Source organism: Limnobacter thiooxidans, assembly GCF_036323495.1.
GTDB lineage: Bacteria > Pseudomonadota > Gammaproteobacteria > Burkholderiales > Burkholderiaceae_B > Limnobacter > Limnobacter thiooxidans.
Genome location: NZ_AP028947.1, coordinates 3,098,534 through 3,114,203 on the forward strand (window position 1 = coordinate 3,098,534; position 15,670 = coordinate 3,114,203).

Annotated in this window: 14 protein-coding genes; 3 read left to right on the top strand and 11 right to left on the bottom strand. The window is 54.8% G+C overall.

Annotated elements, in window-relative coordinates:
* Positions 1-7 precede the first annotated feature (7 nt).
* The 8 genes from RGQ30_RS14060 to RGQ30_RS14095 all read right to left on the bottom strand — a co-directional run bounded on the left by RGQ30_RS14060 (position 8) and on the right by RGQ30_RS14095 (position 7,558).
* Positions 8-1,150, bottom strand: a complete 1,143-nt coding sequence (locus tag RGQ30_RS14060; RefSeq protein ID WP_420915179.1) for a deoxyguanosinetriphosphate triphosphohydrolase — start codon at positions 1,148-1,150, stop codon at positions 8-10.
* Positions 1,147-2,241 carry a 3-dehydroquinate synthase gene (gene aroB / locus RGQ30_RS14065; RefSeq protein ID WP_130557617.1) on the bottom strand — a complete coding sequence of 365 codons (1,095 nt, stop codon included), beginning with the start codon at positions 2,239-2,241 and terminating at the stop codon, positions 1,147-1,149. Before aroB ends, RGQ30_RS14060 begins: the two co-directional genes overlap by 4 nt.
* A complete protein-coding gene (locus RGQ30_RS14070) occupies positions 2,238-2,765 on the bottom strand; it encodes a shikimate kinase (protein ID WP_130558033.1) in 528 nt (175 codons plus the stop codon). The genes aroB and RGQ30_RS14070 overlap by 4 nt, the downstream gene beginning before the upstream one ends.
* Before the next feature lie 79 nt (positions 2,766-2,844).
* Positions 2,845-4,923 (bottom strand): type IV pilus secretin PilQ, encoded by a 2,079-nt coding sequence (locus RGQ30_RS14075; protein WP_130557616.1) that lies wholly within the window; start codon positions 4,921-4,923, stop codon positions 2,845-2,847.
* The gene (locus RGQ30_RS14080; protein WP_130557615.1) at positions 4,923-5,417 is read right to left on the bottom strand and encodes a hypothetical protein; all 495 of its coding nucleotides are present in this window, start codon (positions 5,415-5,417) and stop codon (positions 4,923-4,925) included. The genes RGQ30_RS14075 and RGQ30_RS14080 overlap by 1 nt, the downstream gene beginning before the upstream one ends.
* Positions 5,414-6,034: a type IV pilus inner membrane component PilO gene (locus tag RGQ30_RS14085; protein ID WP_130557614.1), complete on the bottom strand. Its 621-nt coding sequence runs from the start codon at positions 6,032-6,034 to the stop codon at positions 5,414-5,416. The genes RGQ30_RS14080 and RGQ30_RS14085 overlap by 4 nt, the downstream gene beginning before the upstream one ends.
* Positions 6,021-6,599 (bottom strand): PilN domain-containing protein, encoded by a 579-nt coding sequence (locus RGQ30_RS14090; RefSeq protein WP_130557613.1) that lies wholly within the window; start codon positions 6,597-6,599, stop codon positions 6,021-6,023. The genes RGQ30_RS14085 and RGQ30_RS14090 overlap by 14 nt, the downstream gene beginning before the upstream one ends.
* Complete coding sequence (locus tag RGQ30_RS14095) at positions 6,590-7,558, bottom strand: hypothetical protein (RefSeq protein WP_338284526.1); 969 nt, start codon at positions 7,556-7,558, stop codon at positions 6,590-6,592. The genes RGQ30_RS14090 and RGQ30_RS14095 overlap by 10 nt, the downstream gene beginning before the upstream one ends.
* A gap of 185 nt (positions 7,559-7,743) precedes the next feature.
* Here RGQ30_RS14095 and RGQ30_RS14100 point away from each other — a divergent pair, with 185 nt between their 5' ends.
* Complete coding sequence (locus RGQ30_RS14100) at positions 7,744-10,221, top strand: penicillin-binding protein 1A (RefSeq protein ID WP_130557611.1); 2,478 nt, start codon at positions 7,744-7,746, stop codon at positions 10,219-10,221.
* An 18-nt stretch (positions 10,222-10,239) separates the two neighbouring features.
* Here the strand turns inward: RGQ30_RS14100 and cyaY are convergent, their stop codons facing one another.
* Positions 10,240-10,566: an iron donor protein CyaY gene (gene cyaY / locus RGQ30_RS14105; RefSeq protein WP_130557610.1), complete on the bottom strand. Its 327-nt coding sequence runs from the start codon at positions 10,564-10,566 to the stop codon at positions 10,240-10,242.
* Between cyaY and lptM the strand changes: the two genes are divergently transcribed.
* Complete coding sequence (gene lptM / locus RGQ30_RS14110; RefSeq protein ID WP_130557609.1) at positions 10,565-10,723, top strand: LPS translocon maturation chaperone LptM; 159 nt, start codon at positions 10,565-10,567, stop codon at positions 10,721-10,723. The two genes, cyaY and lptM, sit on opposite strands and share 2 nt — an antisense overlap.
* 26 nt (positions 10,724-10,749) lie before the next feature.
* Positions 10,750-12,057, top strand: coding sequence for a diaminopimelate decarboxylase (gene lysA / locus RGQ30_RS14115; RefSeq protein ID WP_130557608.1), 1,308 nt, complete (start codon positions 10,750-10,752; stop codon positions 12,055-12,057).
* Positions 12,058-12,133: 76 nt separating this feature from the next.
* Here lysA and ccsB read toward each other — a convergent pair whose 3' ends face one another.
* Positions 12,134-13,474, bottom strand: coding sequence for a c-type cytochrome biogenesis protein CcsB (gene ccsB / locus RGQ30_RS14120; RefSeq protein WP_130557607.1), 1,341 nt, complete (start codon positions 13,472-13,474; stop codon positions 12,134-12,136).
* Positions 13,471-15,660 carry a cytochrome c biogenesis protein ResB gene (locus RGQ30_RS14125; protein ID WP_338284528.1) on the bottom strand — a complete coding sequence of 730 codons (2,190 nt, stop codon included), beginning with the start codon at positions 15,658-15,660 and terminating at the stop codon, positions 13,471-13,473. Before RGQ30_RS14125 ends, ccsB begins: the two co-directional genes overlap by 4 nt.
* Positions 15,661-15,670 lie beyond the last annotated feature (10 nt).

A 15,670-nucleotide genomic window follows, 5' to 3' on the forward strand; every position in this document is an offset into this window, starting at 1 on the left:
GGAAATGTCAGGATTGCAGGCCGGGAACGGTGAGGCGCTGGTGTTCTTTCATGGCGTAGCGGTCGGTCATGCCGGCAATATAATCGGCAATAGCGCGGGGCACATCCAGTTCGGAACGGCGGAAAAACTGCGGTGGCAAAAGGCGCGGGTCTTCCATGAAAATCTGGAACAGTTCCTGGACCACCCGGCGCGCCTTCAAGGTCGCACGAAGTACCTGGTAATGCTGATAAAGGTCTTTGCGCAAAAACACTTTTAGGGCATGGTTCAATTCAGCCATTTCAGAACTGAAGCCAATCAATTTGTCGGCCAGTTGCACATCGGCCACGCTGGTCGGTTTGAACAGGGCAATGCGGCGCTCCGATTCATGCAACAAATCCTGAACCAGTGCATTGATGATGCCCCGAACCACTTCGTGGATCAACCTGCGCCCGTCCAGGTTGGGGTGTCGCGCCTTCACACGATCCAGGTGCAACTTGAACAAAGGCACCTCAGCGGCCTGCTCCAGCGTAATCAGGCCCGAACGCAAGCCATCGTCAATGTCGTGGTTGTTGTAGGCGATTTCATCAGCCAGGTTGGTCACTTGCGCTTCCAGCACCGGGCGGCGATTACTCAGAAACCGGTCTGCCACCTCGCCCAGTTTCTCTGCGTTGGGGCGTGAACAGTGTTTCAAAATGCTTTCGCGGGTTTCAAAACACAAATTCAAACCGTTGAATGACGCATATTTTTCTTCCAGTTCATCCACCACGCGCAAGCTTTGCAGGTTGTGCTCGAAACCACCATGCGGCGACATGCATTCATTCAATGCGTCTTGGCCTGCGTGGCCAAAAGGCGTGTGACCCAAATCATGGGCCAGGGCCACAGCTTCAGTCAGTTCTTCATTAAGCCCAAGGTTGCGGGAAATGCTGCGCGCAATTTGGGCCACTTCAAGGCTGTGGGTCAGGCGGGTGCGGTACAAATCGCCTTCCGTATTCACAAACACCTGTGTTTTGTATTCCAGGCGACGAAAGGCCGCACTGTGAATAATGCGGTCGCGGTCTCGTTCAAACTCAGTGCGCCCTTCGGGACTTGTTTCCGGGTGAAGTCTGCCACGGGTGTTGGCAGAGCTGACCGCATAGGGCGCCAGGCTGAGTTCGAAGTTTCGCACGGTCAGTCCCCTGCCCCCATTTCCAGAAGCGTTTGCCGAACCAAGGCCTCATCGGCCGGGGATGTGGACGCGCGCCCCAAACCATTGAGCAACACATATTTGATGGAACCTGAATCGGCCTTTTTGTCGTGCGCCATCAGTGCCATGTACTTGTCCACGCCCAGCACGGGCGGAATCACCGGTAAACGGGCATCGACCACCACTTTTTTCAAGCGCGCTGCCTCCTCGGCACTCAAGCGGCCCATGCGGCGACACAACTCGGCCGCAACCACCATGCCGCACCCCACAGCCTCGCCGTGGTACCACTGGCCGTAGCCCATGCCCGCTTCAATGGCGTGGCCAAAGGTGTGGCCGAAATTCAGAATGGCCCGAATGCCGCCTTCGCGTTCATCTTTGGACACCACATCTGCCTTGATTTCACAGGAACGCTTCACCACCAGGGCCAACAATTCCGGGTCTCGGCGCAGCAAGGCGGGCATATTCTGCTCAACCAGGTCAAGGTACGCCGTGTCAGCAATCGCGCCGTGCTTGATGATTTCCGCCAAGCCGCAGCTGAGCTCGCGGTCGGGCAAAGTATTCAGAGTGGAAATGTCAGTCACCACCATCTCGGGTTGATAAAACGCCCCAATCATGTTTTTTCCCAAGGGGTGGTTGATGCCGGTTTTACCGCCCACGGAACTGTCCACTTGACTAAGCAAAGTGGTCGGCACCTGGATAAACGGAATTCCGCGCATGAAAGCGGATGCGGCAAACCCGCCCATGTCGCCTACCACGCCACCGCCCAGTGCAACCAAGACGGTTTTGCGGTCGCAGTGGTTTTGCAGCAAGGCATCAAATACCAATTGCAGGTTGGGCCAGTCCTTGTATTCCTCCCCATCAGGCAGGCTGACGGTGAACACTGATTTTGCACCCGCATCCAGCAAACTGGTTTTCAAGCGGTCTGCATACAGGGGCCCCACCGTGGTGTTGGTACAGATCATGGCCACTTTGCCCGCCACATGGGGTTTGAACAAATCGGCCTGACTGAGCAGCCCTTCTCCAATGTGGATCGGGTAGCTGCGGTCGCCCAAATCAACTTCCAAGGTATATCGGCTCATTCTGTTCCTATTGCCTTTTGCGTACTGCTTTCATTCTTTTGATCAAGATTCAACGCCAGGCTGATCTTGTTAACAATCTGGTAAACCGGCTGGCGCCCAGTCTCTATGATCACACTCGCGCATTCCTTGTACAAGGGCAAGCGTGCGGCCAGCAATTCTTCAATTTTTCGTCGGGGGTTGGGGCCTTGCAGCAGGGGCCGGTTTTTGTCCATCCGGGTGCGCTGGTAAAGCTCGGAAGCAGAGGCGCTCAAGTAAATAACCGAGCCAATCTGTTTGAGCACTTCGCGGTTTTCCTGGACCAGCACGATGCCACCGCCTGTGGCAATCACCTGACGCTCTTTGCCAACAAAACTGGCCAGTGCCGTCGACTCGCGTCGACGAAAACCGGCCTCGCCTTCAATTTCGAATATGACGGGAATACTGACGCCTGTTTGATGCTCGATCAGGTGATCGGTATCAGTGAACTCCCAGGACAGATGCTTGGCCAAGGCCTTGCCGACAGTGCTTTTGCCGGCACCCATCATGCCCACCAGCACAATGCATTGATTGGACACTTCATTCAATTTTTGTAAACAATCAACCCATTGTACGGTAAAGCATGTCTTACTGGTCTGCGAGCACAACGGGCGTCAAAAAGATTAACAACTCAGCCCGGCGCTTGGTGTCCGTCTTTCCACGAAAAAGAACACCCAATCCGGGAATGTCTCCAAGAAATGGGGTTTTCTCTCGCAGCACGTTGTCGTCCTCTTCAAAAATCCCTCCCAACACCACCGTGCCGCCGTCCGCCACCAACACCTTGGTCTTCACCCGGCGGGTGTCAATGGCGGGGCCGTTGGCAGTGGTTATGCCCAGTGAGTCCTTGGCGACATCGACATCCAGCAATACTGTGCCGTCAGGCGCAATCTGGGGGGTCACCGCCAGTTTGAGATTGGCCTCCTTGAATTCGATGGCCGTGGCCCCGCTGCTGGTGGCAATCTGGTACGGAATTTCGGTGCCCTGTTCAATCAGGGCGGGTTCCTTGTTCGAAGTAATCACCCGGGGGTTCGACACAGTACGGATCTTGTTGCTGGTCTCAAGCGCCCGCAATTGCAGGTTGATCAAGCGGGTGGAGTTGGCGTTGAACAGGGTATAGGCCAGATTGGTCGACGCGGATGAACCGGTGTCCACGAAATTGCCACTGCCAAACTGGTCACCAATGTCAAAAAATGCGTCAGAGCGCGAGGAAGCGGCGCGAACATTCACACCCAGTTCCTTGGACACGGATGTGTCGGCCAGCACCACTCGGGCCTCAATCATGACCTGCTTCACCGGCTTGTCCAGACCCGATACAACTGAACTGATTCGGTCCATCCGGGTTGGCGTGTCCTGCACGAAAATCTGGCTTGTTCGTTCATCAGAAATCAGCGTGCCGCGAGATGACAACAGCTTTGAATCCTCTGACTTGATCATCTGGACTAGCTCAGCTGTTTTCTGATAACTGATTTGAAACACCTTGGAAACCAGCGGCTCCATGTCATCCAGGGCACGGGTATTGGCGGCCTGAAACCGGTCGTTACTGACATTTTCAGGTGTTGACACCAGCAATACGTTGCCCGACTGGCTGGATACCAAACCCTGCGAGCGCATCACGATGTCCAGCGCTTGGTCCCAAGGCACGTCTTTGAGAAACACCGTGACTTTGCCTTGTATGGAATCACTCAACACCAGGTTCATCTTCGTAAAATCGGCAAACACCTGCATCACGGTTCGAATGTCTGCATCTTTGAAGTCCAACGTGATAGGCCGACCTGAATACCGGGACGCCACACTTTGGCTTGGACTCAGGGGCTTTGAAACCTCCGGCTTGGCCAAACCCGCAGTTTTCTCGAGGGGAATAAATTCCACCTCAACGACCTTGTCGATCTGGCGAATGACATGGGTCGATTTGTTCAGCGTCATGTCCACCGACAGGGCCTGGTCGCCTGGACTCAACTTCACATTGCCGACCAAACCAGAGGGTGCGCTGTTCAAGCTGACAGGTATACCGGGTTTTATTTTTGCATTGGCAAAGCGAAGCCTCAATCTGTCGTTAGTCAACCGGGCATCGGCCTGAATGCCACTTCGGTCGAACTCAATTCTCAGCACCGACTTGCCGTTCTGTTCAGACAGGCTCCAGGTACTGACCTGCGGCCCTTCCTGAATGACCACCGGCTTTCCAAGAACCGCCTGTACTGTATTTTTTAACTCACTTTTTTCAGACAACACAGCCGCCTGACCGCCACCCGGCACAAAGGGTCGGGGCCCCGAGAACACCAAACGCACTGAACGCTCGGACTGGCTGGTTTGTACCTCATAACTTTGAGCCGTTTCAAACACCAGGCGACTTCGCCCCTGAGCAGAAACAAGTTGCCCCTGCTTGATGCGGCTGTGTTCTGAAAATTTCACGGGCAAGGCTGGGTTATCCAACACTGCAGAAAAATCCACCACTTGGCGGGCGGGGTTCGCCATGCGGAACAAGCCCACTTTGCTGTCCAGGGGCGCGTCGAATTCCAGCGTGACTTCAGTGCGGTCGTCACGCTCATCCACCTTGGCGTCCACAATAGTCAGTGCAAAGGCTGGACCAAAAACCAGTCCAAGCATGAAGCCCAATACAGTTTGCCGGATCAGGTGAAAATCACCCTTTGTTTTCGTTTGAATATTCATCAAAGTCCCCCAGGCAAAGTGCCAGGCATCAAGTTCAACTCCAGGGGTTTGCCCCCCGCCAGCCCATCAAGCGGCATCAGCACCACCCGATTGACCCCAAAAGAAATCACCTTGTACGTATTGAGCACATAGCTTCCGACCGCTACCACATGGTCTTTTTGTCCATCATTCAAAATGGCCACGCGCTGTCCGGCCGATTCAATCATCCCGGTCAGCCGAAGCGTTTCCACAGGCAAATCGTTGGCCGCCGGAACTTCACCCTTTGCATTGCGCTGGGTTGCAGACCAGTCAAACAATCGGCCGGTAATCAAAGGCAGATCACGCGCACTCTCAACCTGGGCTTGCGTCAAATCCATGGGCGTCTGGGGCAAGATTTCCTGACTCTGGCGAATCCGTTGTGCCAGCAGGTTCAGATCATCGGAATGCTGATCAGCGGGGTTGGCCAGCTCGGGCAACAAGGGCACCAGCAGTAAAGAAAACAGAAATGAAATCATTGCGCAGCCTCCAGCTTTACCGGTGTGCCAGCCGGGCCAGAAACTGGCTGGGCAAAGGCATTCAGCTCGCCACTGAGTTGCCACACACCGCTCTCGGGAATCAGCGCCATTTCAAACTCCTTCATGGTCACCTGCCGACTCAGGCTGGCAATGTGATTGGGCAATTTGGCAATCGAAGCGCCCTCACCGCGCACGGTCAGCTTGACGGGCACGCGGCGCATCACTTCCAGGTCCTGGTGTTGTTGAGGCGTGAACTCGGCCAAGCGAAGGGTGTTATCCAGAATCATTTCGTTAATGCGACCCAGCAAAGAAGCCAGCTCCCGCTCAGAGGGCAGGGTTTTCTTCAACTCGGGCAATAGCAGTTCCAGCTCAGCCAATTCAAGTTCAATGGCCGGTTGTTCCAGCAGCAACTGCGATTCCGCTTTAAGCTGGGTCAGGGAAGTCTGAATTTCTGTTTCGGCCTGCCGGGCCTGTTCCAGGTCGTCCTGCCAGAACACAAAGAACGCCCCGATGGACATCACAAGCCAAAGGGCCAGAATAACCAAGAGTCGTTTTGCCAGACCCAGTTGAATCAACTGGTCGGTTGCCTCATCTAGACTCCAGTTATCGAGACTCATGATTAGCCTCCCTCAACTGGGCACGAATTTCAAAGACATGGCGGGGTGCGGTCGCCCCCTCTGCGTCATCACGCGGTGCAATCAAAGTCACCAGGTCCACTGACTTGAACAAGGTATTGCCCGCTTCCATGTCATCCACCCAACTGGCCAGTGTTGACACCGTGTTGGTGAAACCATTGACATGCAATACACCCTTGATAACGTACAGGCGGGTCATCGACACACTTGCTGGCACCGTGGCATCCAGAAACGAAACCCACTGACTGGCCAGCAAGGATTCCGCTTGAACTGTTTTTAGTGCATTCACTTGTCGCTTCAGAACAGCAACCCGGTCCTTCTTGTCTTGAACCACTTTCACCCGCTCGGCCATTTCTGCCTCCATGGCTGCCAGATTGCTCAAAAACTGACTTTTCCTGGCCACTCGATCGGCAAACTCATTGCCTATCGCATTGCAAACCAGCAAACCTGCCAGTATTCCTCCAGCCAACTCAAGGACAACTCGGCGCCTGTTCTTGAGCTCGCGGTCAGCGCGGTAGGGAAACAGGTTGAAAAGTATTACTCGCATGGCATGGCCTCCAATGCACCGAAAGGCACCACATCATCGTGCCAGCGGTTTTGAAGTTCTTTGCGCGGGGGAATATCCATCAAGCGCGGCGACAACACCTGGCTTCGCTTGGCGGTCAGCTCACATCCCTTGGCGTACATCAACTCGCCCCCGAGGATCAACCTCACGGACGCGGTTTCATCCGGCACGCCGTCCCTTGTCCATGTTGAAACCAGCCTTTCCAATGCTGAAATGGCCTGCACCACCGAGAAGCCCTCTTCGCTGTGTTCCCAGCTTTCGTTGAACAACACCCCTTGAGAGAAAACGCCCAGCCTCACCCGGTTTCTTGAAAGCTCACCGTGCAGCAAAAAACGAATATCTACCTGCTTCAAAGCGGCAGGCACCATCTGCAGGTAACCGTTCATCGCAGCGACAGAATCCAGCGTAATGCCAAGGCATTGCAGCCCGCTGGCCTGGCAGGCTTGACGCACTTCGTCGACCTGCCTTTGGTCGATACCTGCTACGGCCAGGCTGACGTGGCCATCCGACAGCTCGGCTTTCAGCTGCCAGTCAAAAGCCGCTTCACGCTCGGATGACCCTGCGGCAAGCTCCATCAATTCCTGAATCTGGTAGCGAATCAGGCTTTCACGCTCGTCTTTCGGCACGCTGATCTCCCCCAGGTAGGCATGCTTGGAGGGAACGGAGAACACCAGAAATTGAGGGCGAACAGCCCCAGCCGGCAAACGGCGAAGCGCACCCTGAATGGCTTGCTCAAGGGGCGCAGACGGGATCAAGGCATCCTGTGAAGGCAATCCAGCCAGGTCTTCGCCGCCCGACGCAAGAATCGATTTGAATGAAAGACTGCGTTGCCTGTCTATTTCGCCATAGACCCATCGACAACTGGCGCCGCTGACCGACATCGACAGGGCGTAGGTCGCCCTTCTCTGCAATTTAAGCCACATATTCCGGATTGATTTCATGTTTGAACTCTGTGCCTGTTAGAGCTTCAGAGTATTGAATTCGGACTATCCAGCTAACCCTCATTGGAGTGCCCATCCAGTAGGGGGAGATCGCTTGAATCACCACTCGGGTCAACTTGGGGCAATTCGGCTGCGTTGGACGCTACAATGTCACCTACTCCAACACCGTTTCCATCCAACGCCCAGTGAATTCAAACAAACCTCGCATCAAGCAACACCCCCAAGGCTTTATCGCCACCGTGCTGGCTTTGCTCATCGGCTTGGGTATTTCCGGCGCACTGCTGGTCGGTGTTGCGCTGGCCCTGATTTTTCCGAAATTGCCCGACCTCGATACCCTGACCGATTACCGCCCCAAGGTTCCCCTTCGGGTGATGACCACCGACGGCGTACTGATCGGTGAATTCGGAGAAGAAAGGCGGCGTCCGGTCGACATCACCGAAGTGCCTTTGGTCATGCAGCAGGCCATTCTGGCAGCCGAAGATGATCGGTTCTACCAGCACGGCGGTATCGATTTCATGGGGGTGGCTCGCGCATTGGTCACGAACGTCACATCGGGTGGTCGAACCCAGGGCGCCAGTACCATCACCATGCAGGTCGCGCGCAATTTTTTCCTGACCCGGGACAAAACCTGGACACGAAAACTGTACGAAGTGCTGCTTGCTTACAAGATCGAAGACAACTTGACCAAAGATGAAATTCTGGAGCTTTACATCAACCAGATTTACCTGGGTCAACGTGCTTACGGCTTCCAGGCTGCATCACAGGTTTACTTCGGCAAACCCCTGCGCGACATCAATGCTGCAGAAGCTGCCATGCTGGCCGGCTTGCCCAAGGCACCTTCCGCATTCAACCCAATCGTCAATCCGAACAGGGCCAAGATTCGCCAGGAATACGTGCTTCGCCGCATGAATGACCTGGACTACCTGGATGACACGCAGTTTGAGCAAGCCCTGAAAACCGAATTGGTTTACCGAAACAGAAAAGCCAACGGAGACGACGTTGAAGCCACCACAGGCCTCACCATCAACGCAGATTACGCGGCAGAAATGGCTCGCCAGGCCGCAGTTGAAATGTACGGGGAAGAAGCCTACACCTCAGGTATCACTGTCACCACCACCCTGATCGCCAAGGAGCAGCGTGCAGCGCAGCGTGCCTTGCGCAACAGCGTCATGGACTATGAACTGCGGCAATACTTCCGCGGTCCTGAAGGCTACATTGAGCTGCCCAGCGATGCCAAGGAAGCCGAGGCCGTGATTGGTGACAACATCAGCGACTACACCGACTACGGCTTCCTGCAAAGTGCGGTGGTATTGTCCGCAAGCCCAACAGAGGTTGTTGTGTCTCAGGGTGCCGGCCAACCAATCCGGTTGACTGGGGACAGCCTGAAACCTGCGCTTAGTTGGCTCAATGAACGCGCACCTGCCAACAAACGCCTCAAACGCGGCGCCGTGGTTCGTATCTTGAAACGCAAAGACCAGCCGCTGATGTTGACCCAGTTGCCGGAAGTAGAAGCTGCCTTTATCGCCATCACACCCAAGGACGGGGCCATTCGCGCCTTGTCAGGCGGATTCGAATTTTCACGCAACAAGTTCAACCACGTGACACAAGCCACGCGCCAACCCGGCTCGGCCTTCAAACCATTCGTGTATTCGGCGGCTCTTGAAAAAGGAGTTACTCCCACCACTCTCGTGGCCGACGAACCTATTTTCGTACCTGCCGACACACCCGGCGGCAAAGACTGGAGCCCCAAGAACTACGACGGCAAATATGACGGCCCCATGCTTCTCAAGGAAGGCCTGGCCAAGTCCAAAAATATGGTGTCCATTCGGGTACTCCAGGAAATTACACCGCAATATGGTCAGCGCTGGGCCACGCAGTTCGGCTTCCCTGCTGCAAATGTGCCGCCATACCTCACCATGGCATTGGGCGCAGTCACAACAAACCCCTTGCAAATGGCCAGCGCTTACGCGGTATTTGCCAATTCTGGCTATCGCATCAAGCCTTACCTGATCGAAAAAATCACCGATGGCAGCGGCCGTATTGTCGCCAGGGCCCGCCCAGCTGTTGCGGGTGAAGAAGCCAACCGCGTCATTGACGCGCGCAACGCATTCCTGACCACTCGCTTGCTTCGGGAAGTTGTAGAACGTGGCACTGCCACACGCGCCAAAGTATTGAACCGCGGTGACATCGTAGGAAAAACAGGGACTACGAACGACAGCCACGACGCCTGGTTTGCTGGCTACAACAGCGACATTGCAGCCATTGCCTGGGTCGGTTACGACCAACCCCGCAATCTGGGTGCCCGTGAAACCGGTGGCGGCCTGGCGCTGCCAATCTGGATCGATTACATGAGAGTGGCTTTGGCCGACCTGCCGGAAAAACCTCAGGTGGTACCCGCAGGAATCGATTTCGTGGATGGTAATTACTACTACACCGAGTATCGACCTGGTTCAGGTGTTGCGCGAATCGACGTCAATGGTGGTGGCGACGACATCAACAGCCTATTCAACTTCTTGCAGGGGTTGGGTGGGATGCTCAAAGGCGATGGCCAAGCACCACCTGTGAACAACAACCCAACAGCAGGCGACGGCACCACCTACGAACAACCCGCCCGTCCGAAAAATCCGCCCAAAGACGACATTGAGCGCCTTTTTGGGAACTGAAAACAGCGGACGAAGTGGTTACAGGGCAGGACAGGCCATGCCAAGCTGGCCTGTCAGCAATTCGACGAAATGGGTCTTGAACGGCACCTTGCTGCGGGTGTCGACCCATTCGCCATTGAACAGGAAATAGTGAAAGCCACCCGACTTCGCCGCCAGCCAAAGCTCGTGATTGGCCACCTGGCTGTTCAAAATCATCTTGCCTTTGTCTTCAAAATCAAGGGTTAATACATTGCCCGAGCGCATTGAATCTGCATCAAGGTCCAGCGTATCGACCAAGGATTCAATATACTCTTCAACTTGAACCAAGGTGGCATCCACCACCGCCTGGAATTCCGTATCTGTCATGAAAAAATCACCTTTAAGAACATTGGCCATTGTCACCCTGTTTACACTGGGCCTGAACGCCTGCGGCCAACGCGGCGCGCTTTATTTGCCCGAACCGCCACCACCCTTGCCCAAACCGGCAGGCTACGACAAGCCAGACCAACAGCAAAACCGCTAACCCCACAAATTCGAGCAGATTTTACCGTGCAAAACAATTCAGTGAACCCAAGCGACCTCAACCCCCATCTGCAATTTGATGGGGTTACTGGCGAACTTCAGTTTGAAAAAACCGATTTGTCAGGCCTGGCCCAAACATACGGCACGCCGCTGTACGTGTATTCAGCCAGTTCCATCAAGGAAGCTTATCGCGCCTACGCCAGTGCTTGCGAAGGCCTCGCCAATGTCACCATCTGCTATGCAGTCAAAGCCAATTCAAACGTCCACATCCTGAAGGCATTGGCCCAGGAAGGGGCTGGGTTCGACATCGTGTCGGCAGGCGAACTTGCACGGGTTATCGCTGCAGGCGGAAAACCTCAAAAAGCAGTGTTTGCCGGCGTGGGAAAATCAGCGCAGGAAATTGAATACGCGCTCAGCCAGGGTGTGGGTTGCTTCAACGTGGAATCCGAAGCAGAAATGACCCGCATTGGTCAGGTTGCAGAAAAAATGCAGCGCATGGCCAATGTGTCGCTGCGCGTGAACCCTGACGTTGACGCAAAAACCCACCCCTACATTTCCACAGGCTTGAAAGAGAACAAGTTTGGCGTGTCCATGAACGCAGCGCCTCGTGTGTATCAGTTTGCGCACGCGCACCCCTGGTTGAATGTGCACGGCATTGATTGCCACATTGGCTCCCAACTGACTGACGCCAGCCCTTACTTTGATGCACTGGATCGCGTTCTGGCTCTGCTTGACCAACTCGCGGCGGATGGCATCGAGATCAATCACCTGGACCTGGGGGGCGGCATCGGCATTCGGTACCTGGATGAAACACCGCCCACCCCTGCGGAAGTACTGCCCCGTCTTATCGCCAAGGTAAAAGACTGGGCGCAGTCCAAAGGGCGCAGCATGCCAACCCTGTCATTCGAGCCGGGCCGCTCCATCGTGGGCAATGCGGGCGTTTTGCTCACGCAAGTTGAATTCCTGAAGGAAAATGAAGGCAAACATTTCGCCATTGTGGATGCAGCCATGAACGACTTGATGCGCCCGGCCATGTACAAAGCCTTCCACGGTGTGGTGGCCGTTCAAAACAATGCCCATGCGCAGCCACAGGAATACGATGTGGTTGGCCCCGTGTGCGAATCTGGTGATTGGCTGGCCAAAAACCGAACACTGGCCATCGAGCAGGGGGACTACCTTGCAATCCTGTCAGCGGGCGCCTACGGGCAAACCATGGCCTCGAATTACAACAGCCGTGGCCGTGCAGCCGAAGTGCTGATCGAGAACGGGGAAGTCACCTTGATCCGCCGGCGCGAAACCATTGAAGACCAGTTGCGGCCCGAGCTGGATGTATAAACAGCCGATCCAACAAAAAAGCCCCGGTTTTTAATCGGGGCTTTTTTTTCGTCATCATCTTGGCAGCTTGGTGCTGTTACAGCTCACCGTAGGAATGCAAACCCGACAGGAACATGTTCACACCCAGGAAGGCAAACCCGGTCACCAGCAGACCAACCAATGCCCAGTAGGAGGCCACCACACCGCGCAGGCCTTTCACCAAACGCATGTGCAACCAGGCTGCATAGTTCAACCAAACGACCAGAGCCCAGGTTTCCTTGGGATCCCACTGCCAGTACGCACCCCATGCTTCAGCGGCCCAAAGTGCGCCCAAAATCGTGGCCACAGTGAAAAAAGCAAACCCCACAGCGATCGATTTGTACATCACGTCATCGAGCACTTCAAGCGAAGGCAGTGCATCGGCAATACGCTTGCGTGCGAGCAAAATCGCACCCACCACCACACAACCAATGCCCAGATAAAGCGCCCAGTAAATAGACACGCCGCCACTGCGGAACACCAAAGGCTCCAGGAACATCAACACACCCAGAATACCGGTTGGGATCAGTGCCTTGATACTGGGCGCATGGGCATACACCTTCAACAGGTAAGCGAAAGCCACCATTGCAGCAATTGAAAACGTGCCGTAACCAATAAAGTTGGCAGGCACGTGGATTTTCATCCACCAGCTTTGTAGCGCTGGCACCAAAGGCTGAATGGCATATGCCTGACGTTCAACACCATACCAGGCCAAAAAGCCCACGGCCGCAACCACCACCAGCATTACAAACGCACCCAACTGGCGAGTTTTGTAAACCTGCTCGTAAAACAGATAGTAAATTGCGGTGATCAGCGAAAACAGCACGAACACTTCATACAGATTAGATACAGGAATGTGGCCAACATCCGGGCCAATCAAATAGCTTTCATACCAGCGAATGAACATGCCGGCAAAGCCGATTACCACCGCACCCCAGGTCAACGCAGTACCCACAAAGCTGGCCGTGGGGGAACGGCCCACCAAGCCAATCCAGTACGACACGGTAGCGACCACGAACATCACGCCCATCCACAAAATCGCAGACTGGCTGGACAACAGGTACTTCAGGAAAAACCGTTGCTCTGCTGCCGCCAGGTCGCCCCCGTAGAATGCAATTGAAAGCAAACTCAAACCCGCCACGCTGAGGATCAACCACTTCAGTGAACCCCATCGGTAGGCCATGTACGCGGTAACCGGCACACAGCTCCACAAAATACTGATTTCATAGATATCCATGAAACTGTGATATTGCTGCGAGGCATAACCAGCAGCTGCCAGCAACAATGCGGCAAATGCAAAATCACTCCAATGAAAGCGCTTTGAAAACCAGCCGGCCTTCTTTGTGGGCAAGCTGGCTTTTCCACCCGTCGGTGTTTGATTGACCCAAGTCGAACTCATACTGCATCTCCTGCCGGGGCGGCTTTTGTGGTCGCCCTGCTGTTCAATTCACTCACAAACTGCTCGTATTCTTTTTCAAAATCCATGGTTTTCCGGGTTGTGGACATACCCATCATGACCCGTGAGCCCTCCGCATCGCGTGTCACCCAGAAAAAGGCGCGTCGCTCACGAATGTAGAACATCGAAAATACGCCGATGCACAAGAACAGACAACCCAAATAAACAATCCATTGGCCAGGCGCCTTGGCCAACTGGAATACACTGGCCTTCACCTCGTCAAACTGGTCCAACTGGAACATCACCGGCGCGCCGTACAAGGACAAGTCAGACAAGGCAATTTGCGCATCCTGCACAAAACGGCCGTGCACCTCATCGGGCACTGCAGGCGCCAGATTCGCAGTGGTACGGGAAAGCTGATAGACCTCCCACATGGCACCCTGCAGCAGGCGAATAATCACATCGCTCGCCTTTTCCCTTTCGCCTTCCGGCACCGTGCTTTCAATGAACTGAGCAATGGCCGGCAAGCCTGAAATTCCACCATCCACCCCAGCAAATCGCTCCAGCGCTCGCCGAGCGCTGTCCGAGACACTGGCCACCAATTGAGCGGAGTCTGCCCGATCGCCAAATGCCTGCAGCGCAAACTGCTGGGCAGCAGCCCTGCGAATGTCATCACTTTGCAAGGCCGCGCGAAAACGCATGAAACCATCAAGCTGCCCATTGTCATCCACGGGAATGCGCAAATACTTGAAGCCGTCAGCCGGAGTATCGCGAACACCAGCCAGGTAGTAACGCCCCCCATCCAGATTGATCGGCAGCATGTAGTTGTGGAATTCGCGAGCCTGTCCAGACTCATCTCGCAACTTGTAAGTGATGGCAGGACCAATATTGGTGAACTTGGTCTTCGCATCTTCCTTCACACCGGGACCCAACACACTGGCCAGATTGGTCTCAAAGGGTGACAGGGCATTGGCATTTCCCAAGGCCAGGTCATCCACACCCACAGAACCTGAGTTTTCGACTGGCAATGCTTCCACATTAATTGATTTAAAGGCAGTGAACTCCACCTTCAGGACCTCAGCGGGCAGTCCATTCATCTTTTCGCCCAGCTGGCTCAAATCACGGCCACCACCAACCACACCATCCAGGTCGAAGCGGTAGTCCCGCTCACCGGTCAATGGAATGCCCTTGAGCTGAATTTTGGTGCCGCCGTCATCAAAACTGGACTGATAAACCGTCACACCCTTGTAAATCAGTGGTTTGTTCACTTCAATGGTGGCTTCAAAGCGTTCCTGTGTTTCGGGGTCGAACACCACCACATCACTGGCAAACAACTTGGGCATACCTGTGCTGTAAAAATCAATCCGGAACTCTTTAAGCGTCAACTCAAAGGGCAAATCCTGAATCAACAAACCATCGTCAGTGTTCAGCACAGCGACACGACTGGTTTCACCTTCAGGCAACAGCAAGTTGGCACGGTAACTGGGATTGGATTCACCCAAACGTGCCTTCTCCGGAATACCCTGGCTTATTTCGGCGCCTGTCACAGGTGTTTTGCCGGTGGCCCACACCGCCACTTGCAGCGGCACTCCACTGTCGAGCAAACCGCCCACACAAATCACGATGATTGAAAGGTGCGCGGCAATATAACCAAACCGGTTCGCACTGCCTGCCTTGGCGGCGACCATGGTCCCATTCTCGCGAACAGACTGCTTGACCTTGAACCCCTTGTGTTCCAGCCACTCGGTCACGATGCCCGGCAGCACATCAGGCTTCTCGTTAAAACGTCCCTCCCAGCGGTGGGCGAAAGCCTTCAGACTGCCCTCACGGAGGTTCTCGCGATACACCCGCATTTCCTTGATCATTTTTGGCGTATTGCGGTACACACACAGGGAAGTCGACACCACCAGGAAAGCCATGACAGCAATAAACCAGGGCGCGTTGTAAATGCGAAATAAACCCATGGGCTCGAAAAAGGACGCCCAAAACGGCCCGAACTGGTTCACATAGTTGACCCAAGGGTCTGATTGGCCCACTACCGTGCCGATCGCCGAAGCAATGCAAATCAAAGTAAGCAGACTGATTGCAAAACGCATCGAGCCCAGCAATTCCAGCCAGTTGGCCAGTGCGGTTTGCCTGCCCCGTCTCTGCGGGCTTGTATTGTTTGCGATGTCTCCTGAACTACTCACTCGCCTATCC

Coding starts and splice junctions, on each gene's coding strand:
- RGQ30_RS14070 (WP_130558033.1), bottom strand. CDS start 2,765: ATGATGGGTGCCGGCAAAAGCACTGTCGGCAAGGCCTTGGCCAAGCAT.
- aroB (WP_130557617.1), bottom strand. CDS start 2,241: ATGAGCCGATATACCTTGGAAGTTGATTTGGGCGACCGCAGCTACCCG.
- RGQ30_RS14085 (WP_130557614.1), bottom strand. CDS start 6,034: ATGAGTCTCGATAACTGGAGTCTAGATGAGGCAACCGACCAGTTGATT.
- RGQ30_RS14075 (WP_130557616.1), bottom strand. CDS start 4,923: ATGAATATTCAAACGAAAACAAAGGGTGATTTTCACCTGATCCGGCAA.
- ccsB (WP_130557607.1), bottom strand. CDS start 13,474: ATGAGTTCGACTTGGGTCAATCAAACACCGACGGGTGGAAAAGCCAGC.
- RGQ30_RS14095 (WP_338284526.1), bottom strand. CDS start 7,558: ATGAAATCAATCCGGAATATGTGGCTTAAATTGCAGAGAAGGGCGACC.
- RGQ30_RS14080 (WP_130557615.1), bottom strand. CDS start 5,417: ATGATTTCATTTCTGTTTTCTTTACTGCTGGTGCCCTTGTTGCCCGAG.
- lptM (WP_130557609.1), top strand. CDS start 10,565: ATGAAAAAATCACCTTTAAGAACATTGGCCATTGTCACCCTGTTTACA.
- RGQ30_RS14090 (WP_130557613.1), bottom strand. CDS start 6,599: ATGCGAGTAATACTTTTCAACCTGTTTCCCTACCGCGCTGACCGCGAG.
- cyaY (WP_130557610.1), bottom strand. CDS start 10,566: ATGACAGATACGGAATTCCAGGCGGTGGTGGATGCCACCTTGGTTCAA.